Here is a 21,445-nt window from a genome sequence, read left to right as displayed (position 1 = left end):
GCAACGCCCGCCAAAGGCCTCGCATCGATTCGATGCCTGGGCATAGCGGCCGTAAACTACAACAACTCGAAGCGCATACCGTTCCATCGGGCACGAACGGTGCGCGCAACCATTTGCGTATTCGAGAACATGCCGGCCCGATAGTAGTAGCTCGCTGTCAGCATGCCATCGTTGAGAACGATCGTCGGCTGGGTGATGTTCCCACCCAAAAAAAGCGACTGGCCGCCGACAAAGCGCCCATCCGATTGAAGCGCGGCACCGAGGTAGTATCGCGAGCCCTTGTCGGCCGACTCCAGGCCGAGCAGGAGGACGGCATCTTCGTCGCCGTCCTTATCCAAGTCTTTCGCCCAAGGACCGGCCAGCACTCGAATCCGATCTGCGCCCAGGACCTTTCTGCTGGCGGTGGAAAGCAGGCCCGTCCCCCGATTCAGCACCATGGCTTCTCCGTCGATCGAAAAGGTCGAATCTTCCGGATCCAAGGCGCCCGCACCGGGCGATGGCGATGCGTCCATTTCGGCATCCGCTTGCTTATCGGCTGCTTCTTTCGAGGCAGTTGGCGGTTCGCGAGTACAGGCCTGCGCAGACAAAACTGCCAGAACAATGATCGGCCATCTGCACATATGACTCATAAGCTTCAACACAACTTCAAGTTAAGTCGACTCCAGGGCTTGCCATGAGCGGCCAGACCTAAGGCGACGTCATTGACCGAAAGCCTCGAAGCCGTGCCCGCTCACTCATCAAGCGCTGAATGAGCGGGCACTTTCGAAGCAACTATCGAACGCCAATCGCTATTTGAGTTCCTTAGCCTGCGTCAGTGTCGACATATTGCGACGATCGCTGCTCGGATAAGCCGTTACGACCATGCCATTGTCGCCGACCACGATGATGACGTTCGTTACGAGATAGGTCCTTAAACCATGATTGAACGAAACAGAGCCATAGTTACGGCGCTGTCTGTCGGGCCGGCTGGGATCCCTCGTAATCGTGACCGGGCCGCGACTCATAGTCGCCGACATAATGAGGTTGGTCAGCATCTCGGCCGAGGTTACCCCAAGAGAAGTCCAGTCGTTCTGATGACCGCCTTCACGGGTCGTCCAGATATGCTGCAACCCATACCTGAATCTATCCGCATCGCTGCGTTGCCCGGCCACGTTCGGCAAATAGACGATCGACAGATTCTGTCCCGGGGGCGCTCCATCGCGACCAATGGCCGCAATATAGCCGGCGCCGCTATTGAACTGAGCGTTTGTAATGCCTGGCGGCAGGGTAATGCGGTTATTCGTAACGGCGCGTGTGAGCTGGCCGTAGCCGGAGTCGCCTGGCCTGTAGTAGCGCCCGGCATCCGTTATTCGAGCGGGCACGCTGATGACATCTGCCTGCTCCGCCGCCGGCCTTCTCTTACGCACACCTTGCTTCGCACATTGGAAGCCATCGTCCGCGTCCACGGTCTTGGTGGTGCAAGATGCGGATCCGACCCCTTTTCTCTTCTTCTTCCCCCTTGCCGAGTCGACTCTCGGCGCGAGTGGTGCGCTTGGGGTTTGATGCGCCCCCGAATGATATCCAATACGCGCTGCGTGATTGAGCAGAGACAGGGCTCGATCGGGGTTAGCGGCAATGATGGCGTTCAGCGCCGGACTGGAAGTGGTCGGCAACTGGACGGCTGTCGCTCCGCCGAGTGCGGTCACGTTCAGATAGGTGTCGATCGCAATTGCCGCGTTCTGAGCTTCCGTCAACGAAAGCTCGGCCATCGACGTAAGCTCATCGCGCTCTTCCGTCGAGCACTGCCCCTCGTCCACTTCTTCGGTGCTTAGGCGATCCAAGCAAACCTGATAGTTCATCGCCGCCGCAAATGAGTCGTCATTGGCAATGGCGCTGGTATGACTATCCCCCAGCGCCAACAGAGGACTGGCGGAGGGCTGCGTTTCAATCACCTGAATATGATCGGAGCCCGCCGCGGACTGCTCAGACGTCGGGCAAGCGACTTGCCGCGTGTCGTGCTCGTAGTTCCACTCACGCCCACCACGGAAAAGCCTTCCGAGCGAATACATTGCGCCGTCGTACCAATGATGAACGATCTCCCAGCATCTCTTTACCCGATGAGGTTCCTGCAAGGACGCGCTGGTTTCAACCACTGGAATTTCGACATTCTCAATGAAAGCCAGCGGGCTGCTCGATACGTCCGGATAGTTATGAGGAGCGCGCCAGGCACCTGTATACGTCAAACCGAAACGACCGGCGTCGGTCGTCGCCCCCTGAAGGACATCGAGCGGCCCCGCGAATGAGAAATTGGCTTTGGACCAATGATCCATCATCACCACATCGAGGTTCAGTCTGGGAGGCGACTCTGGCGTAACTTCGGCGCCAAGCAGTATGCGGCCATTGGCGATCTCGGCCTCATGTGCAGTCAAGGCCAGCATGCCGCCATATTCGAATTCTTTATCCCAGTACGAGGGAGGATCACCGCCCGGCGCGAGATACATTGTCACCATCGTGTATGTCGAGCCAATTTCCCGAGTCAATGGGATCAACGCATTGGTTTGGAAAACCGCATTTTCCAAATCGTAAGTGAACCAATTCCAAGGTTCACCCACGGACCCTTTCGGCACGCGCCAATCTTTCGTTCGCAGACTGATCGAAAGAGTTTTTCTATCCACGAATTCTATGTTGAACAGATTCCTTTTTGCCAATGGCACTTCCCCGGACGCGCTTTCCGCCGCGAGGATATGGAAGTCCGCGGTTTTCACCAGCACCGACACTTTGCGGGCAATCTTCTTCGAGTAGTCGGATCCTGGCGTACTTTCCTCTAAGTTTGACCCTGCCCATAGAAGATTGGAGATATTACTACCGGGACGCCACGGGAAATGACTTTGGTTGTATACCTGCTTGCCTTCTACAGCGCCGGAGATTTCCGTTTTATCCAAGAATACCAGGCCATCAATTGTCTGAGCCCGGGACTGCGGAATCCAAGTCGCCATTGCGAGTGCGCACACGATCAATTTCTTCTTCATCATCCTGCCTTGCTGCATATCGAAATATTATTTAAAGACAACGAATAGGTACTGGAACCGATTGCCCCAGCGAGCAAGCAGCGTTCATCGAACCGCCGGGCAGACTCCGAGCACACAGAAAATGCTCGGTGCTGTACGAGCAAGCCTACGCAGGGGTAGTGCTTTTCCGCTCCTGGAAAGCCAGATCTCGGCCGAGCGATCGGATGAGCTCCGGCCGAATCCGCCGCCGAACGCAATCTGTGCAGCGGGTATATCGGCAGATGCCCGCCCACCCGCATCTCGACATTCGAAAAAAAGGGGCGGACCGCGGCCCGCCCCTTCTTCCGCTCCCTTGCGATCAATAGGTAACAGTCAAACGCACACCGCTGAAGTCCTGCTCTCCATAGAGGCTGATGTAGACGTACTGCCCACCCGGCGGGTTGTTCACCACGATCGACTCTTCGTTACCGGCATTCATCGACCAGTAGTTGTGGCGGGTCTTGTAGGCCCACGGATCAGAGCCGCCCAAGGTATTGACGAACAGGTCGGCGTTGCCGTTTCCGCCGGTTGCGGTGACCCGCATGCTGGCGGTTCCGGCCGGAACCAGGATGTAGAAGTGAGCGTGATTGCCGCGCGTTTGCGAGATGTTGCTGCGGGCGCAGTTTCTGTCGAGCTGACGCGTGTCCGGCGCGGTGCACTCCGGAGCCTGCTGGCAGGCCGTACCGTCGGCAACGCAGGTCAGCCAGTTGTTGAAATCCGCGTCGTAGCTCGTACCGATGGCCGCGATGCGATTCTTATACTCGGCGTAGTTCCCTGGCCGCAGGTAGGACAGGATCGTGTTCACATCGTTGGCACGCTTCTCGAACATGTAGCGTACGGCCAAGTACCCGCCTTGATAGACCCGCGACTGATCACCGTATTCGTTCTTGAACAACTGACTCAGCGTCCAGGGTTTGCGCGCGGCTTGTTCGCGAGCCCGGGCGTTGTCCTGATTCAAGTAGGACCACGAAATGTACTCCGCCAGTCCTTCCGTCCACCAAACGGTGCCTTGGCTGAAGCCCGCCATGAAGTCGCCGTACAGGTTGTAGCGCCCGTCGAGGTAATGCACGAACTCGTGTTCCAGGTTCCAGATCTGGAACGTCGGACGGATCCATTCGGCCTCGTAGGCGATGAAGCGGGGCTGATTGCCGACTACCGCGGGATTGCCCTCGAGATAGATGCCGCCGTTGTTGGAATCATTGCCGTAGATCGCGCTGGAGTATCTGCCGTAGTCGGACGAACTATCGAAGATTACCATTTCCAACGAGGCGTTGTTGTCGTTTGCGACCGCCTGGTTGCCGGTGGCCAGGACTCGGTGGAAGTAGGTCTGCTCGCCGGCGACGGAATCGCAGGTCCTGCGAAGCTCGTCGCCCGAGATGCTCTGCGCGCGAATGCTGATGGTCGGGCTGCAGGCATGTTGGATCGGCAGGACGGCCGCACGCAGCTCCTCCTTGTAATTACACAGACCGTATTTCTGGCAGTTTTCGCGATCGTAGGTTTCGACGTACTGCCCGAAGATCGTACGCAGCGGCGCGGTCGAGTTGTTGAATGCCGTCAGGTCCGCCAGTTCGTCGACTTTGGTACTGGCATAGTTCTTGATGGTTGCCGGATAGCGCATCTGGCGGGAGAGCTCGCGCGCCGCGTTGAGTACAAGATACTCTTTTGCGCCGCCGAGCTTGCCGATATTGCTGCGGATGAAGCCCGAGAGAGTATCGGCCAGAGTGGCGGCGACCTGACTCGTAAAATCGGGCAGCTCGACCCCCTGGTTGAACAGGACGTGGAAGCAGTTGTTGATCGCCCGCTCCATGAAGGACAGATTGTCGTAAGCAGCGTCGTAGTTGACGAGCAAGGTACGGATCTTGGAAAGAAACCGGGTGTTCTCGCGAGCGGAGTCGATCAGGATCACGGCTTCCGCGAGGATTTCGCCGTGCGCATCGTTCTCTAAAGCCATGGTCACGTTGTTGCCGAAGAACGCATCAAGCCCGGCGCGCACGGACTGGCCGACCGCCGCATTGAACGCCCCAAGGCCCTGATCCCGATACTTGAACTGGTTGTAATATCCGGCTCGCACGAAGAGGATCAACTGCAGGATGTCCTGGTCGTTGTCGCCATCGTAGGTCTGGGCGAGCCGGGCGATTTCGTCGGCGACGGTGACCATCTTCTCGTTGGTGAAGGTGCGCAGCGCGTCGTCCCTGGAGAGATTGAACTGGGAATTCGCGCAGGCCGTATCGGCATGCTTCAGCTTGTCCAGCAGATCTGCGCCGACCGCATCGCCGAATGCGCAGCCTGCGTGTCCGGCGGCCCCCTGCTGCGGGCTGCTTCCCGCGGCGCCGTGCAGCGCACTGGGCTCTCCGCCTGCACGCTTCGCCTGCGCTTTCTGAGACGGACGCTTGCGATCGAACTCTTCTATCGCTTTTTGTTCCTCGCCGATCTTGACCCGATAGGCTTGCGGGTCGCGACTCGGCGGCACCATGGCCGGTTCCAGCGGCAGAGACTGAACATGGGCGCCGCCGAACATCGCTTCGCTCATCGAGGCCGCAGGACCCGGACGAGAGCGCATGCCCGCAGGATGATGTGAGTACCCCGAGCGAGTGTACTCACCGCCCCGTCCATTGGCCGCATACAAATCGCGCGCTTGCAATGGAGCGCCACCGGGGCTGATAAGTGCGTAGCCCGCACTTTGCGCCGTGGCGCGAACCGATTTTTCCGCGCCGAGCAACTTCGTCAGCCAAGCATCCGCGGCAGCGACAGGACCGGCCGCCCCTTCGCGGACTCCGGACACAGAGCTTCCCTCGCCCTCGCTGGATACACCGACCAGAACGAAACTTAGCAGTGCCGCGCCTACCGCGGCAAAGCCTACTTTCTTCTTTGAACGCTGCAACATCGTAAAACTCCCTTTACCAGTTCCGGCGTCACGGACTGCCGTCCATACCGATCGGGCATACAGCAGACGCGGCCGGTGCGTCATCAGAGGCAGCTATCAATCACTGCCGGCTTATAGCCACTGGAAGCTCGATCGAGGGGATTTGCCATCGAACCGATGACTTTGCCGGGACTTGCCCCAACACCCACAAGATGCAGATGCGACTCCATGGCCTGGAAGCATTTAGGCACGCGACCAAGGGGAAAAATATTGGGAATAATCTTATTTTCAGCGTCGTTCTGTGACACGGAAACAATCTCAGACTTAGGAATGTTCCTAGTCCTAAGAACATTCTTAGGCTTAGGAATATTCTTAGTACAGAAATATTCTTAAGCCGACGCGCCGCCTAAAACGACGTTATCGAACGCGCCAGGAAGGCCCTATTACGCCTGTGCGAAGGCGCATTGCATCGGATGAACCGGAAGGGAGTCGAACGACGTCTCCGAGTTCCTGTCGGCCCACGCCTCTGTCAGCGTGGGCCGCCGCACATGCGAACCCGACAGGAACGCGATCGTTGATTCGATGGCACCGACGACGGCTTACCGATCGGCCGTTCCATCGCGCCGAGTCCGCGCTGATTCGCGCGAAGCCGGCAAATAATTAAGCATTATTCGCGCGGTCAAGATCGTGCAACCGCATAAGATCGAGGCCACTCGCGATCACACGGCGCCACGGCGGATCACCGCGCGCCCGTCGATCATCGCTCCGGATCGGCTCAATCGAACGCCGCGACGAAATCATTTCGCCGATCGCACCGGCATCTTCGCGCCGGCGTGCGTCAACGAATCCATCGCGTTCGTAAATGGCCGATGAACCAGCCCGGCGTCCTAAGAGTTTTGCCAATTTCAGCGCGCTCCGCCACAGGAGCACCGTTGCCGTGCTGTACATACCACCCAACTCAGGAGATTCACATGCTCGGATTAAGCAAGTTCAGCCACACCCGTCTGTCCTCCCTCATTGCTGTCGCGCTGCTCAGCGCGCCCTGTTCGGCCTTGGCCGGGCAGGTGGTCACCTCGGGTCTGGAAAGCGGAGAACGCTACGACAGTTTCATCGTCAAGTATCGAACCGGCAGTCCGCAACGTTCGGACGTCGGCAAGCTCAAGAGCTCGCTCGCCCAGGCGGGAAAGAACGCGATCGGCGCCGCTTCGCCGGCGCTCAGCCACAGCCGTCGACTGGCGATCGGGGCGGACGTGCTGAAAGCTTCCAACAAGCTCGACCGGGTCCAAGCCGAAACGCTCATGCGCCAGCTGGCCTCCAACCCCGATGTGGAGTACGTGCAGGTCAACGCCCGTGCGTATCCCACCCTGATCCCTAACGACACCGACTTTGGCCGCCAATGGGGATTCTCGGGCGCGAACGGCATACGCGCCCAACGCGCATGGGATCGGGCGACGGGACAAGGCGCCGTGGTCGCGGTTCTGGACACCGGCATTACCAATCATCCGGACTTGAACGGCAACGTCCTTCCCGGCTACGACTTCGTCAGCGATGCCGCGGCCGCGCGCGACGGCAATGGGCGTGACGCGGATCCCGCCGACCAGGGTAATTGGAACGACGATGCGAATTTCTGCCGTATCAGCAACTCCGACTGGCACGGCACGCACGTGGCCGGCACCGTCGCGGCCACGACCAACAATGCGGCCGGCGTTGCCGGAACCGCATTCAATGCGAGGGTCGTTCCAATTCGCGTGCTGGCCCGCTGCGGCGGCACCACCGCGGATATCGCCGATGCCATCATCTGGGCCTCGGGCGGCGATGTTCCAGGCGTGCCGGCCAACCAGAATCCGGCCGACGTGATCAACATGAGCTTGCGCGGCTTCGGCGCCTGCTCTCGCGCCTACCAGGACGCGATCAACAGCGCGGTCGGACGCGGCACTACGGTTGTCGTAGCGGCCGGCAACGACTCGGTGGATGTCGCCGGCATTCAACCCGCAAGCTGTGCGAACGTCATCACCGTCGGTGCCACGGGCGAGGCTGGAACCGCCGCCGGGTTCTCCAATTTCGGCGCGGGCGTGGATATTGCCGCCCCGGGGGTCGACATCTATTCGACGCTCAACAACGGCGTAACCCTGCCCGGAGCGGCAAGCTATGCCTCCTATAACGGGACCTCGATGGCGGCGCCGCACGTTGCCGGCGTGGTGGCCCTGGCCCAGTCGGTGGCGGGCAATAACGCCCGGACTCCCGCGCAGATCGAAGCCCTGATTACGGGCAATGCAACGCCCTTCGCGGTCGCCCCGAACAATCGCATCGGCTCGGGCATCGTCAACGCCGAGGCCGTCGTCAATGCGGTAGCGCCGCAGCCGCAACAGCAGTGGTATCTCTACCGCAACACGCTGGTATCCGTCGATGGCGCCGGCCAGGCCACTTGCATTACCACGCAGGGCAGACCCGCGGACTGCTATCAGCTGCCGCGCACGGATCGCGAGTACCTGCTTCAGGTGGTGGCGAGCGCCACCGCCGCGGGCCGTACGGTGGTTTGCGGCAGCCCGACTTACGTTGCCGCCTGGGGTCCCGTGCCCACGGATCTGAACCACTGGTGCAACGCATTCCCGCGTGAGCGGCCGGCGCTGCAGCCGTTGTAAGGGGCCAACCTCGCTCCAAGGCCACCCCCTCGCCGGGGTGGCCGCTAACCAAGCAGCGAACGCGCACGGGGGCTGCGCAACGCATACCGTGCGCAGCCGCTCACGACAACCGATGGCAGACACTGCATTCAGGACGTTCGCAGCAGCCCCGCTGCTGCTCGCTGGCTCGACCGCTTGCGGGACGGAGCAGCCCGCCCCTCCAGGTCCGGCACCCGCGCTGCCGCCCCACGCCCGGCATGCGGCGCCGGGGGAAGACCCCGGGAGCTCGACTCATACCGTCGACGGCCGGCCCGAGTCCGACGTGCCTTCGCTCGAAGACTCCGACATGACATCGTCCGTGAGCGTTTTTCTCACGCAAGGCAGAATGATCGCCATGATGCTCGTGCCGTCTCCGCCTAAGCCATGGTCTATGGCAGCAAAATACCTGCCAAAGCCCGGGCGATTCAGAGTCCGAGCGAGCTTCGCCAATCATCTTCGACGCTTCGTTTCCCCCACGGGCCCTTAGCGCTTACGAGCCCCATAGCAGCGCCGCTGAAAATTCGTCGGAACCAGCGATCGCCTGGCGATCGACAACGGCTCCAAACACCCGCAAGAATGGCGGTTCGAGCCGAGCAACACCGCGGCCTTCCTATTGAAAGCCGGCACACCCGGCATCCTTCCGGGCCTATCACGCATCCATTCGGATCGACGCGCCGGCGTTGGCGATAGCCGCGGTCATCGACGCGGTTTAGTCCCGCCCGCGCCACCCACCGGCTCCGGCATGGCCGAGGAATGATGGTGCGCGATCAGCCACTTGCCGTTGCGCCACTCGTACACATAGGTATAGCGGGCATGCACGGTCCTTCCGTCGGCGAACTTGAACGCGTAAGTGCCCAGGTCCTGGGCCACGTTGCAGCCGATCTTGATGACCCGTTTGTCGATCGTTCCCTGCGGCTCGGACTTCAGGAACTTGACGAAATAGTCGCGCATGGCGGCGCGGCTGGTACGCGGCTCGTTCGACAGTGTCGCCAGCAGCACGCCGTCCTCGGCGTAGTTGGCAAGGACTTTGTCCGGATCGCCCGTGCGTAGCGAATCGTTCCAGCGGTTGAACAACGCCGCCACCTGAAGCTCGGTGACCTGGGCACAAGCCGCCCCCTTGGGTGCGCGCGCTCCAGCCGGCATCGAAGCCGGCAAGAGCGCCATCGCAGCGACGACCAGAGAAGTAGTTAGAACGGTATTCATTGAGGAATCGCTCATTCGAAGGTTGACTGGGGAACACAGAGAATTCGACTGGATCGTCATGCGAGCGCTTCCATGGGCGCTCCTTACTGGGTTTGTTCGAAGGGCAAGCGGCCGTAGCCTGCGTAATCGTTAGCGGCATGGTCGGCCGTAAGACCTGATGAGCGGCAGCTCCGCGGCCGCTGTAATCGGCGCGACCTATGCAATCGCGGGTCGGCTCTCGAGTCGTTGCGTGGGCGACCTGGCCTGTTTTAAAGCGCCTGTTATCGCGATGCCGGATTCCTGGCTCCGACCTGCGCCATCTCCAGCACTCCGCAAGCTATCCGCTTGCCGGCTTTGCCGCTGGGCTGGCTGGCGTAGTCGTCCGGCATCGCGTGAATAACCAAAGCTCGCCCGTTGATGTCGTTCACGCCACCGCCACCGACACTGGCCCCATGTACGAGCGCCCTGACGATGGCCTCTCCCTTGTCGTTAGCGACGATATTCTCCATGTCGCCCACATGGTGCTCGCCATTCTTCGCGCTGCCATGCTGATGGCCGTACGGGTTGAAGTGATCCCCGGCGCTGCTGGCGTCGTCCGCACTGCAGTCGCCTTTCTCATGGATGTGGATCGCATGCACGCCGCTGGCAGTCAAACCGGTGACGGTTCCGATCACGGCCATCGCCTGTCCCTTAGGAAGAACGGAAAGGCGCCCCTTGACGCTACTGCCCGAGGCGGGCCGCAGCGATACCCTAGCGAGCATCTCCTCGTCATCTCCAACGCCCGACCGCGATGGTCTCCCGACATTGCTGCACGCAGAGATCGCCAGGCCTACTGCAAGGGCCATGCCGATGCTCGCATATCTACGCTCTGCCGCCTTGATGCTGCTCATAATCATAGCCTCGACGAGTCACGCTTTCCGAACAGGAACTCCGTGTATTCCACGGACACCGCGCTGCGCTGCCCGTTCGGCCCGTAGTAGCGATCCTTGCGGCACAGCTTTTCCTTCACATCGCAGAAAATTCCGTTAGCGAAAGTGAACTCGGATGTATCCATATCCTTATCGGCGAATGCATTCATCGCCGTTCTCATACCGTTATGCTTCTCGGTCAGCACATGCGAAAGCCCTTTTTTGTTTGCGCATATGTAGCGATCGCAAAGCACGCCCGGCTCGGCCGAACGCACTGCGTTCTTGCCCTCGGCTTGCGCCGACGTCGCAATGGAGACGATCAACAGAAAGGTCGTGAACTCTATTTTCTTCATGTCTTGGTTCTCACTCGAATCGGAAGGTGTCCTGGCACACCGGATCCCCTGTTTGTTTAGCCACTGTTCGTTGTTTCGCTTCGGCGCAGGCCGTGCCTCTGCCGATCTGAGGTACTCAACCAATCGGAGTTTCCGTACGCCGCGGCAAGCGAGCCTGCGCCGCTCCGGGTAAGCGGCCCTCGTTCGGTACGGCAGTGGCCATCGGTAGCGGACACCGGGATCGGCTCTCGTCGCTGCGCAGCGACTACGAAACCACGGCTCTCCGCTTCCTCCTCCCAGCCGATTCGCCGAACTCTCCAGGGGCGAGCTGGTCGATGACCCCGCCCCGACCGAGGAACGATTCGACGCTTTCGCGCCCGTCGCCCCCCGTGTTGCGGCGCCCCCCTGCGGGGCGCCGTTCGGGCTATCTGTCTTGCCCCTCATACGGTCACCGAACTCCGTGTGGGCTTGCGTCCTTGCGACACCAGGCTTTGGGAGATGCCGATCATCGCTGCGCGGACTCCTCTACGGACCGCCCCTCCTTGACCAAGCCGGATAAACGTTCGGCAAGCTCGTTCCGGCCTTGCCGACGAGCCAATTGCTCGGCATCGGCGCCGGAGTCGTCCTGCAAACTAAAATCCGCACCTCGCTTAGCCAAGGCGTCCAGCCATTGGTCGCGCGAGAACAGGGCGGCATACATAGCCGCGGTCTGACCGGCGCTATTGCGTTGATTGACCTGCGTACGGGGATCGTCCAACAACCGGCGAACCGCGTCGTCCACGCCTCTGAACAGAGCGCCCATCAACGCCGTATTACCACGCTCGCCATCGGCCACATTGGGGGAGGCTCCCGCTTGCAACAGCGCTTGAACCGCGGCATCTCGCCCGTGGTAGGTCGCCAGGATCAGGGGCGTAAACCCCTTTTCGTTCCGAGCATCGAGATCCACACCGCTCTTCGCGAGGGTACGAATCAGATCGGCGTCTCCGACTCGCGCCGCTTCGAACAGATACTCCGTGAGTTCCTGCCTGGACTTCCTTACCGTGTCGGCAGACTCCGCTGCGAATGCGAGCGCCGGCAGAGCCAGCAGGAGCATCATTGCCCATAAAATTCGACGCATAGCATGCTCCACTTAAGACCGGGCTTTATTCACTCAGGGCATCGGCGAGGGACTTCACGCGGCCGGCGTCGGCCTTCATCGCCTTGGCGAGCGCTTGGCCGTAGTCGGCGTCGGCCTTGTAAAAATAGGAGAGCATCGTGTAGCGCGCGACGTCGTCGCTTACGCGCCCGAGATCCCCAGCCAGATTCGCGACCAAGTTGCCCTTATCCGTCGCGGAGAGCGACCGATAAAACTCTCCTGCCTGGCGAAAATTGAGCGTCTTGCCGATCCGCTTTTGCTGAGTGGTCCCGGACAGAGGCAGCTCGCTGTATTTGTTCTTGCTGTCCTGCGGTTTCGGCGCGAGACGCGAGGGCTCGTAGTTCACGCTTCCGGTGCGCGTTCCGGCATTCGATTCGCCGTCTTGGTTGTTGCTGTTGATCTGCAGTTTGGGGGCATTGATCGGCAGCTGAGCCACGTTGGTCCCGACGCGATGCAACTGAGTATCGGCATAGGCGAACAAGCGCCCCTGGAGCAATCGATCTTCGGACGGCTCGATGCCGGGAACCAGGTTGGAGGGCGCGAAGGCCGACTGCTCGGTCTCCTGGAAGATGTTCGCCGGGTTCCGGTCCAGCACCATCGTTCCGACCTTGACCTCGGGGACGCCGGACCAGACTTTGGTCGGGTCGAGCGGATCGAAGTCGAAATCGTCCAGCTGGTCGGGCGTGAGAACCTGCATATACAGGTCCCATCGCGGATGCTCGCCGCGCTTGATCGACGAGATCAGATCGTTGGTGGCGTGATTGAAGTCCCGGCCCTGAACCTGCTCCGCCTGCTTCGCCGTCAGATTGTGCTCGCCTTGACGGCTATCCCAGCGCAACTTGGCATAGACGTACTCGCCGCGCTCGTTGACCAGCTTGTAGGCGTGGACGCTGCTGCCGTCCATCTCGCGATAGCTGCGCGGGGTTCCATAGTCGGAATAGGCCCGGGTCAGCATATGCGTGGCCTCGGGCACATGCGAGAAGAAATCGAAGAACCGGTTCGGATCCTGCAGGTTGGTGTCCGGGCTCGGCTTCAGCGAATGCACCATGTCCGGAAACTTGATCGCGTCGCGGATGAAGAACACCGGAAGATTGTTTCCGACCAGGTCCCAATTGCCTTCCTTGGTGTAGAACTTCGTCGCGAACCCGCGCGGGTCGCGCAGCGTTTCCGGCGAGTGATTGCCGTGGATCACGGTCGAGAAGCGGACGAACACTGGAGTAACCGCGCCCGGCTGCAACACCTTGGCCTTGGTGTACTTGCTGACGTCGCCGGTGACCTCGAACCGTCCATGAGCGCCCGTTCCCCTCGCATGGACGACACGCTCCGGAATGCGCTCGCGATCGAATCGTTGCAGCTTCTGGATCAGGTGCACGTCTTGAAGCAGAACCGGCCCGTCCGGCCCAGCCGTCTGCGAGTTCTGGTTGTCGCCGACCGGAGCGCCGTTGTCCTGAGTCAGAGCGGCCTGGGCGAGCGCCTGTCCGATGAAAAATTGGGCGGCGACAATTAGGAAAATCGAACTTCGCTTGTGCATCTGGTTACTCGCTTAGTGAAAGATCTGGAGATAGCCTTTCCTAGGCGCCCGCCCTCGTCCAATACATTTACGCGATAGGTTCAATTCATAGGAATGATTGCCTTGGCACTCGTTGTGCGTACAGCAACGATTGAATTCGCCGAAAGCAATCTGGTCGCCACCGATTGCGAAAAAAAAGCCGCACGGGTGCCGCGCGGCTTTTACGGAGAAATCAGCTATGGTCGGTTTCATGGAACCGGCAATGACATGCGCCTATCGCTTCGGACTTAAGCCCTGCCTCTCCGGCTTCGTCGGCGCATCGCAACCATCGGCGGCCTCGGCGCTCACGTGAGCACGAGTGTCCTGGCTCAGCGCACCCTGCATTCGCTCGGCAAGGTACTCGACCAGGAGCCGCACCTTTTGCGAGGCCTTGCGACTGACCGGATAGACGAGCGAGATGGGATCCGGAGGCGGCGAGCATTGCGGAAGCAAAGCCACCAGCTCTCCGTTCCGCAATGCATCTGCCACCAGATAGTCCGGCAACTGCACTATGCCTAGATCGGCCTTCGCCGCTTCAATGAGGTGGAATACGCATTCGCTTCGCATCCGCTCGGGAATCCGAAAGGATCGCAACTGAGCGCCGTCGCGCAGTAACCAGTACGTGCCGACGTGCCCGCGCGCATGCATGAGTCCCTCATGGTCCTTCAACATATCGGCGGATGTCGGGGTTCCGTTCATCTCGAGATAGGCTGGACTGGCGCACAAGGTGTGGGTGCTATGCCCGATCACGCGCGCCGCCATGCTCGAGTCCACCGACTGGTCGTTTCGAATGGCGATATCGAATCGAGCCTCCCGGACCGAAGAGTCTCGCTCTTCGATATCGACCTTCAGCTTGATATCGCTGTAGGCGCGCGCGAACTCCGCAATCGACCGGGTCACCGCAGGCACGCATAGCGAAGAAGAGACGCAGACTACGATCGTCCCGCGCAAACCGCTGTTCCAGCTTGCAATCTGGTGATTGGCCTCTTCTATCGCTTCCAGAATACTCAGGCACTTGAGATAGTAAGCCGACCCGGCCTCGGTCGGACCGACGCGGGCGCTGCTGCGATCTATCAGGCGCATCCCGATCCGGCTCTCGATACCGCTTATGCGCCGGCTGACCACGGATTTCGACACGCCCAGCGATTGCGCCGCCCGGGTGAAGCTGCTCGCGCCGACGACGGCCACGAATGCGGTCATGCCCACAACATCTACGAGGACATCTCCCCGCGACGAGAGTCCGTAGCTCTCTTCATCCAACCTCATGACCTACGCTCGATGATCGTCTATCCACACATGAGAGGTCGCGGTGAGCGCACGTATTGAACTCGCCATTTGAGTACGCTTGGCCAGACTATGCTCGACATCGACGCATGGAAATTGGGAATTGTCTTAGGCAGCTGCGCGCGGCACAGAAGAATCGCCGTAGACGCCTGCCCGACTTCGTTTCCGAGTCCGAAGGACACGCTCGACCGAATAGATTGATATGCGCCGGGTCTAAGCTTCCTTGCCTGGCGCCGACAACACCGAATCCGAACGCTGCCTGTTCATTCGAACGTCGGGCGATCCGTCGGTGCCGATCGAAGCCCTACTCGCGATTGCTCTCGGAATAACCTGCACGGGTCCGTCTATCGACGCCATCTCGAAGAAGAACCGCACCGGTCATTCGCCGACTTCGCCAGAACGTGACGTGATGCTGGCTTTAACGCGCAGCGATCATCTTCATGCGATTGCAGCAACCAGCGTCCGCAGCTACAAGTTCCTTATTGCCACGAGCACTGCCTCTGGCGCAAATCGGGGCTCAGGTCGAACGCATCACCCGCTACCACATCTCAGCACACGATCCCATCATCCGGTTCGCTGGAGCGCTTGATCCCTGACTTGTTGGTGCAACCGTCCCCATAGTCGGTTTGTATTATCCGATGGGGCAGTCGCCATGGTGGCCAGCTAGTAGAATTGGCCCCCTTATTGGATGCGTCTTGCCGAACGGGCCAGTCCTGTCGGCACCGAGCTGATCGCTGGCACATAGGCGGCGCTCAAGGGTTCATCTGGCCGACTGCACAGCACCGACTCGCTAGGGTGGAGGTGAGTGACAAGAAAAATGGAGACAAGTTCCGTGTTTAATGATAGCCACGTTTCGGCTGCCGCCGGGCTGCCCCGGTGAGTACCCAGCAGCCCCCGGCCAAGGTACTCATCGCAGACGATCACCCGGTCATCGTCGCCGCGCTTTCCGAAATGCTCGGCAGCGCTTTGGATATGGACAGCATCCGCATCGACTCGGTTTCGGATGGCGATCGTCTACTGCAGGCGCTCGATGACAACCTCTTCGATTATCTGGTCATGGACTTGCACATGCCCGGAAGACTCCAGAGCGTATCGCTGCTGCGCGCCGTATTGGAGAAACAGCCTCGCCTCCAAGTGGTCATCTACACAGGCACGGAACTTCCTTCGCTTGCGTTGACCACGCTGGAAAGCGGAGCTTGCGCCTTCGTCTCGAAATCGAGCCACCCGAGCACGATAATCGAGGCGGTCCTTGCGGTTATGCGCGGCAACACCTACACCGACCCTGCGATCGATATCGCCTCGGCGAAGACTCACCCATGGCGTCAACTCAGTTCAGCGGAGCAAACGGTCGTCCTGGCCTTGGCTCGCGGCGAGAATCTTCAGGCGATCGCGTTGGACAGCAACCGTAGCTACAAGACCGTCACGACCCATAAGTACAACGCCTTGCGAAAACTGGGCCTGAAGTCGAATGACGAGCTGTTTCGCTATCTCGAGAAGCATGGGCTAGGCCACCTGCTTCAGTGACGCTCCGGCATCGGGTCTGCGGGCTGCGGCTCGATTCCCTGGCTTTTGCAACAGCGCCCGGGCTCTTCGGCGCGCCCCGGCCGAATCGCGATCGACGATTCCATTCGATCGCGCGGCTACTGCTCGAAACCGATCCTTTCGGGAACGCCGCGAGCGCTGCGCAGACTTCGCTTTTGCTGGGAATACTGCTGCTGCCCCAGCAGCGAGCCTAGTGCATGAGCCACCACCGCCTTTTCATGGCCGATCGATTTTTCCACTATCTTCCACACCCCGGCTTTGCACCAGCGCATGTAGCGCACGTAGATGGGCCGCCAAGCGCCGTACATCTCCGGAATCTCGGACCAGAAGGCCTTGTTGCAGGCCACCCACAGCACCGCCTCGACGAAGCCGCGATATTTGGCCTTCTGATTTCTTGCCCTGGCGGCCAGGTTCGACGGAAGCGCCTCATTGATCCGGCGCCACTCCAAGTCGCTCAGTATGGTGATGCCACGTTCCACCGATGATTCTTCGTTCATAGCAAGCTCTCAAAGACTCCACTCAAGTAAGCCAGCGCCATTATTCGATGGCGCGCCGTGAGATCTTCTCGAGCTCGGTGTCCAGGTCGTGCCTGGAACGACAGGGGAAGCCATGCCGACGCGCCTTCGTGGTGCCGCCTCCTGTTCCTCGGAGGCGGCGTAGAACAGATAGTCGTTTACGATCAGTACGTGCCGACCATGTTCAAGAACCACCCCTTGTGGTCGTAGTCGAAGTTGGTCAGGTCGTCGCTGAACTCGGTGAAGTTGTAGCCCACACCGACGCGGAAGTTGCGGCCGATGTCGCGGTCGACGCCGATCAGGAAGCCTTGGCGATCGCCGCCGTCCTTCACGCCCAGCCAGCGGTACTCGGCCAGCGCATGCCAGGTTTCGGCGAACTCGTAGCGGGTCTGCACCGCGGCGAAGGTGGTCGCCGAATCGGCCCACTGCCCCTCGAGACGGCCGTAACGCACTTCGCCTTCGCGACGCGCCAGCTTGCCGGCGAATTCCCAGTGGTGGTTCGGGTTGTAGATGCCTTCCAGCGACAGGATCTGGCTGCGCTGATCGTAGAACGCCACGTTGTCGCCGATCTGCGGCAGCGCCGACACGTCGTACAGATACGTGTACTTGCCCAGCAGCGCGTACTTGGTGCTGTTCCACGGCCGCCAGGCGAAACCGACGTTGCCTTCGATGAACTTGGCGCCGGCCTCGGCGTTGATCTGGTCGGTGGTCTTGGAGTAGTTGAAGCGTGCCGCGATACGGAAGCTTTCGTTGATCTTGTGGGTCAGGTTGTTGGTCGTGACCCACTGCTCGCGACGCTCCGCACCGGTGTCCTCGCGCCATTCCAGCTTGCTCTGCCACTGCGTCGCGGCCGAGGTGTGGCCGCCGCTGAGGCTGACCGCACGGCGATCGACTTCGCCGATCTCCTTGTCCAGGCGTGCGCTCTGCAAGGTGAAGCCCAGGTTCCAGCCCTGGCTCGGATAGAAATCCATGCCGTAGGTGTGGGCCAGACCGGATTCGTTCGGCGCCTTCAGGAATTGGCTCTCGTTGTACATGCTGACCTGGTTCGACAAGCGCCAGCGCTGGCCGAGGGTCCAACCCGAGTTGAGGCGGTTGTTGAACAGCGGGTCGAAATCGGTGCGATCGGTCGAGTAGGTGTAGCTGCCGTAGACCGTGTGGTCGGGCTGGATGCGGTACTCGGCGTTGATCTGCGCCGCGTCGCCGCGGTCGCCGGTGGTCAGCTCGGCGCCGACGCTCGACAGGTTGCCGAACACGTACTTGCCGCCCAGGGTGAAGGCGTCGTTGTCGGCGTAGCGGCCGTTGTCGTCGTCCAGAGTGACCTGGGCGGTGCCGTACAGATCGAAGCTGCTGCCGAAGCGGCGCTTGTACTGCAGGGCGCCCAACACGCCGGCGGCGTCGAGGGTGGCGCGGTTTTCTTCGACGCGACGGATTTCCGCGGCCCAGGTGGTCGAGTCGCTGATCCGCCATTCGCCGGTCAACTGCGCCTGGGTCAGCGATTCGCTGCCGCGTTCGGCACGGCTGTAGCGGCCGTAGATGTTGAAGGCCGGATTGAACTGGCCCAGCACCTCGAACCCGTGCTCCTGAACCTCCTGGCCCAGGTCGTAGCGCGAGATCGAGAAGCCCGGATCGACGCGACGCCACCAGGCGCCGGCCGACCAGTCCAGATTCGTCCAGCCCAGCTCCTTGAAGTTGGCGCGCGCTTCCACCGAGCGCGCCGTGCCCTTGCGCTGGTCGAGCCCGGAGTTGATTTCGTTGAAGCTCAGGCCGCCGTTGTCGGAGAAGAAGATCGGCGAACTGGTCGACTCGGTCTGGCTCTGCTCCAGCTTCAGGTAGGTGCCGCGACCGGCCTGCAGGGTCAGGTCCGCCCCCTTCAAGGTGTAGTCGTCGCCGGCGCGGTTTTCGTCGACATAGGTCGCGCCCAGCGCGACATGGTCGCCGAACCAGTGCTTGCCGCGGAAACCGGCGGTGACCGAGTCGGCATCGAAGCCGTTCGGAATGAACTCGTAGTCGACCAGCAGCACCTGGGTGAAGCCGTCCAGGGGCGTGTCGCGGGTCAGGGTCGGGATGTTCTCGCGGGTCACCTGCGCCAGCGGACGGGTCAGCAGGATGCGGCCCTGCATCTCGTCGATCTCGTAGTCGGCGCCGCGCACCAGGTCGACCCGGTTCTCGACTCGGCCGGTCGTCGCATCGCGCACTTCCAGCACGATCTTGTCCGAGCCCGGCAGCACGTCGGTGTGCTTGAGGTAGTACAGGCTGCCGCCGGTGCCGATGAACTCGTTATGCCCGGGCGCGGTCTGCGCCTCGGAACCGAACACCCGCAGTTCGCTGCCCGGCTCGCCGAGCACGGTGCTGCGGCGGCTGCGCCAATTGAGCGCACCGCCGTACAGCGAACGGCTGTACTGGCCGTATTCGGTGCCGGTGATGCCGGTCTCGAAGTTGCCCCACAGCGCCTGGCTCTTGTCCCAGTCGACGCGGACGTACAGCCGGCCCATGGTGTCGACGTCGCGGTAGGTGGTCGAGTCGTCGCCGTAGACCGGGTAGTACAGGTCCGGATCGAGGCGGCGGAAGATGTCCTGCGGGTCGGCCTTCCAGAAGCCGTTGAACAACTGGCTGACCTCGCGTTCGCGCGTGTCGGCCTGGGCGGTGACCAGGTACTTGCCCTTGATCTTGCCCTTCAGATAGAAGCCCAGGCGGCCTTCGAGCAGAAAGCTCTTGTCGAAATGCTCGTCGCCGGCCAACGGCTCGATCGAACCGGAGGTGCTGCCCTTGGACGCGGTCACATCGGCGATCGCGACGGCGAACATGTAGCGCCCGCTGACGTCGATGTCGAGCGTGTGGTTGATCTCGCCGCCCTCGCCCTTCAGGCGCAGGTCGTACTCGTGGCGGCCGATCGGCTCGAGGTATTCGGCGACCAGCTTGCGTTCCAGGTCGACCGGGAAATTGCGCCCGTTGATGGTGACCGAGTAGTTCTCGGGAATGTTGCGGCCCTGGATGCGGATGCGCGAGCCGTAGATGCCGATGTTCTGCTGGCGCAGGGTGCTGCTGCCGAACACGGCTTCGGTCAGGCTGTTGCGTTGCGCCTCTTCGATGCCGAGCGAGGTGCCCTGCTTGCGTTCCATGGCGTTGCGCATGGTCTGCAGGCCGCGTTCGGCCTCTTCCGGCCGCACCAGTTGCATGCGTTGCGGATAGGTCTCGTCGACGCTGCCGTCGGCGCCGTAGGCACGCACCAGGTACAGCAGTTCGTCGCCGGCACGCGCTTCGTAGCCGGCCGGCAGGGTGCCGTCCCATTCGGCCTCGCTGATCGCCCCGACCGGCAACTCGACCTTGGCCAAGGGATCGACCAGGTCGGTGTCGCTGGCGCGGTAGATCAACACTTCGGCGCGCTGGATGAACGAGGAATAGTTGTTGTACGCATAGAAGCGCACCGGCTTGAGCACCTTGGTGCCGTCGAACGAGACCAGGCTGGTGCCGCTGATGTTCATCTCCGGACGGCCGAGGGTGGGATCCTCGGTCGCCCAGATCACCCCGCCGTTGGGCAGGCTGACCGACCACTTGCCGATCGCCACCGCCTTGCCCGGCTGCTCCAGCGCCACCGACACGCGGCGGTCCGGCTGCAGGGCTTCCGACGAGGATTTCGCCGTCGTGCCCTCGGTGACCGGCTTGCTGTAGCTGCGCGTACGCAGCTTGAACAGCAAGCCGTCTTCGCCGCTGCACGCTGCTTCCGTGCACTTCATGGCTTCGGCAGGCCCTCGGCCTGGGCGGCATCGGACCGAGCAGCATCGGACTGAGCTGCGGCGGTCTGTGTGGGCTGCTGCGCGGCCGCCAACGGGGCTGCGCCCGCAACAGGCTGATCAGGGTGTAGTCCAGCAGTTTCATCTTCATCTTCGTCTTCATGATCGCCCTCAATTCCGCTTCACGTCGACAGGGGCGGTCGGATCGTTGCTCGACTCGACTCGCACCTTGGCGCGCACTTCGGGGCTCAGTCGCTGGGCCAACGCGTCGTAGACGGCCTTGGCGCGTCGCATACCGAGCGCAGTGTTGTATTGGTACGAAGCGCGCACGTCGGTGTGGCCGACGATCGCGATGACGCCGCCGTGCATGCGCTCCAGCGCAACCGCGACCTTATCCAGCAGCGGCTCGAACTCCGGCTTGATGGTCTCCTTGTTGGTGTCGAACAACACCGTGCCCAGCAGTGCACCGCCTTCGCCCAGACCGACGATCAGCGAACCCGGGTCGTCGGCGTTGCCGCGCACGCTGACCTTCAGCGCCTGCAGCACGTCGGCCGGCAATTGCTTGACCAACTCGGCCTTGACCGCCGAAGCCCGATCGAACGCCAGCGACTCGCCATCGCCGTTGGCGCTGATCACCACTTCGCCGCCGCGGTGTTGCTTGATCTGCGCGGCCATCTTCTCGATCGCCGGCAGGTACTGCGCACGCACCTCGGCGCTG

15 protein-coding genes are annotated in these 21,445 nt (G+C 61.4%); 2 read left to right on the top strand and 13 right to left on the bottom strand.

Annotated features, from left to right (window positions below; all coding sequences use genetic code 11):
* Positions 1–56 precede the first annotated feature (56 nt).
* The 4 genes from GLA29479_RS11470 to GLA29479_RS24520 all read right to left on the bottom strand — a co-directional run bounded on the left by GLA29479_RS11470 (position 57) and on the right by GLA29479_RS24520 (position 6,837).
* Entirely contained in the window at positions 57–512 is a 456-nt protein-coding gene (locus tag GLA29479_RS11470) for a hypothetical protein (protein WP_144436471.1), read from the bottom strand.
* A 276-nt stretch (positions 513–788) separates the two neighbouring features.
* Positions 789–3,008, bottom strand: a complete 2,220-nt coding sequence (locus GLA29479_RS11465; RefSeq protein ID WP_144436470.1) for a hypothetical protein — start codon at positions 3,006–3,008, stop codon at positions 789–791.
* Positions 3,009–3,345: 337 nt separating this feature from the next.
* Positions 3,346–5,910 carry a M9 family metallopeptidase gene (locus GLA29479_RS11460; RefSeq protein ID WP_169795647.1) on the bottom strand — a complete coding sequence of 855 codons (2,565 nt, stop codon included), beginning with the start codon at positions 5,908–5,910 and terminating at the stop codon, positions 3,346–3,348.
* 639 nt (positions 5,911–6,549) lie between these two features.
* Positions 6,550–6,837, bottom strand: a complete 288-nt coding sequence (locus tag GLA29479_RS24520; protein ID WP_144436469.1) for a hypothetical protein — start codon at positions 6,835–6,837, stop codon at positions 6,550–6,552.
* A gap of 23 nt (positions 6,838–6,860) precedes the next feature.
* On the opposite strand from GLA29479_RS24520, the gene GLA29479_RS11455 reads away from it, so the two are divergent.
* On the top strand, positions 6,861–8,531 hold the full coding sequence (locus GLA29479_RS11455; RefSeq protein WP_082638559.1) for a S8 family peptidase: 1,671 nt from the start codon (positions 6,861–6,863) through the stop codon (positions 8,529–8,531).
* A gap of 714 nt (positions 8,532–9,245) precedes the next feature.
* Here GLA29479_RS11455 and GLA29479_RS11450 read toward each other — a convergent pair.
* The 6 genes from GLA29479_RS11450 to GLA29479_RS11425 all read right to left on the bottom strand — a co-directional run bounded on the left by GLA29479_RS11450 (position 9,246) and on the right by GLA29479_RS11425 (position 14,855).
* Entirely contained in the window at positions 9,246–9,752 is a 507-nt protein-coding gene (locus GLA29479_RS11450; protein WP_057971653.1) for an SgcJ/EcaC family oxidoreductase, read from the bottom strand.
* 260 nt (positions 9,753–10,012) lie between these two features.
* Positions 10,013–10,621, bottom strand: coding sequence for a superoxide dismutase family protein (locus GLA29479_RS11445; protein WP_248842834.1), 609 nt, complete (start codon positions 10,619–10,621; stop codon positions 10,013–10,015).
* Positions 10,622–10,623: 2 nt separating this feature from the next.
* Positions 10,624–10,992 carry a YcgJ family protein gene (locus tag GLA29479_RS11440; RefSeq protein WP_057916458.1) on the bottom strand — a complete coding sequence of 123 codons (369 nt, stop codon included), beginning with the start codon at positions 10,990–10,992 and terminating at the stop codon, positions 10,624–10,626.
* A gap of 484 nt (positions 10,993–11,476) precedes the next feature.
* A complete protein-coding gene (locus tag GLA29479_RS11435; protein WP_057916457.1) occupies positions 11,477–12,067 on the bottom strand; it encodes an ankyrin repeat domain-containing protein in 591 nt (196 codons plus the stop codon).
* 46 nt (positions 12,068–12,113) lie between these two features.
* Complete coding sequence (locus GLA29479_RS11430; protein ID WP_057971652.1) at positions 12,114–13,637, bottom strand: catalase; 1,524 nt, start codon at positions 13,635–13,637, stop codon at positions 12,114–12,116.
* A gap of 252 nt (positions 13,638–13,889) precedes the next feature.
* Positions 13,890–14,855 carry a LysR family transcriptional regulator gene (locus tag GLA29479_RS11425; protein ID WP_169795646.1) on the bottom strand — a complete coding sequence of 322 codons (966 nt, stop codon included), beginning with the start codon at positions 14,853–14,855 and terminating at the stop codon, positions 13,890–13,892.
* A gap of 960 nt (positions 14,856–15,815) precedes the next feature.
* On the opposite strand from GLA29479_RS11425, the gene GLA29479_RS11420 reads away from it, so the two are divergent.
* The gene (locus tag GLA29479_RS11420) at positions 15,816–16,463 is read left to right on the top strand and encodes a response regulator transcription factor (RefSeq protein ID WP_057971650.1); all 648 of its coding nucleotides are present in this window, start codon (positions 15,816–15,818) and stop codon (positions 16,461–16,463) included.
* A gap of 116 nt (positions 16,464–16,579) precedes the next feature.
* Here GLA29479_RS11420 and GLA29479_RS11415 read toward each other — a convergent pair whose 3' ends face one another.
* The 3 genes from GLA29479_RS11415 to GLA29479_RS11405 form a co-directional block, all read right to left on the bottom strand.
* Positions 16,580–16,978: a transposase gene (locus GLA29479_RS11415; RefSeq protein ID WP_057971649.1), complete on the bottom strand. Its 399-nt coding sequence runs from the start codon at positions 16,976–16,978 to the stop codon at positions 16,580–16,582.
* 182 nt (positions 16,979–17,160) lie between these two features.
* Positions 17,161–20,730: a BamA/TamA family outer membrane protein gene (locus GLA29479_RS11410; RefSeq protein WP_057971648.1), complete on the bottom strand. Its 3,570-nt coding sequence runs from the start codon at positions 20,728–20,730 to the stop codon at positions 17,161–17,163.
* A 168-nt stretch (positions 20,731–20,898) separates the two neighbouring features.
* Entirely contained in the window at positions 20,899–21,402 is a 504-nt protein-coding gene (locus tag GLA29479_RS11405; RefSeq protein ID WP_425599982.1) for an OmpA family protein, read from the bottom strand.
* Positions 21,403–21,445 lie beyond the last annotated feature (43 nt).

It is taken from the genome of Lysobacter antibioticus, from assembly GCF_001442535.1.
GTDB classification, from domain to species: Bacteria; Pseudomonadota; Gammaproteobacteria; order Xanthomonadales; family Xanthomonadaceae; genus Lysobacter; species Lysobacter antibioticus.
The sequence above is the reverse complement of the archived record's forward strand: the minus strand, read 5'-3'. Positions and strand labels throughout refer to the sequence as shown.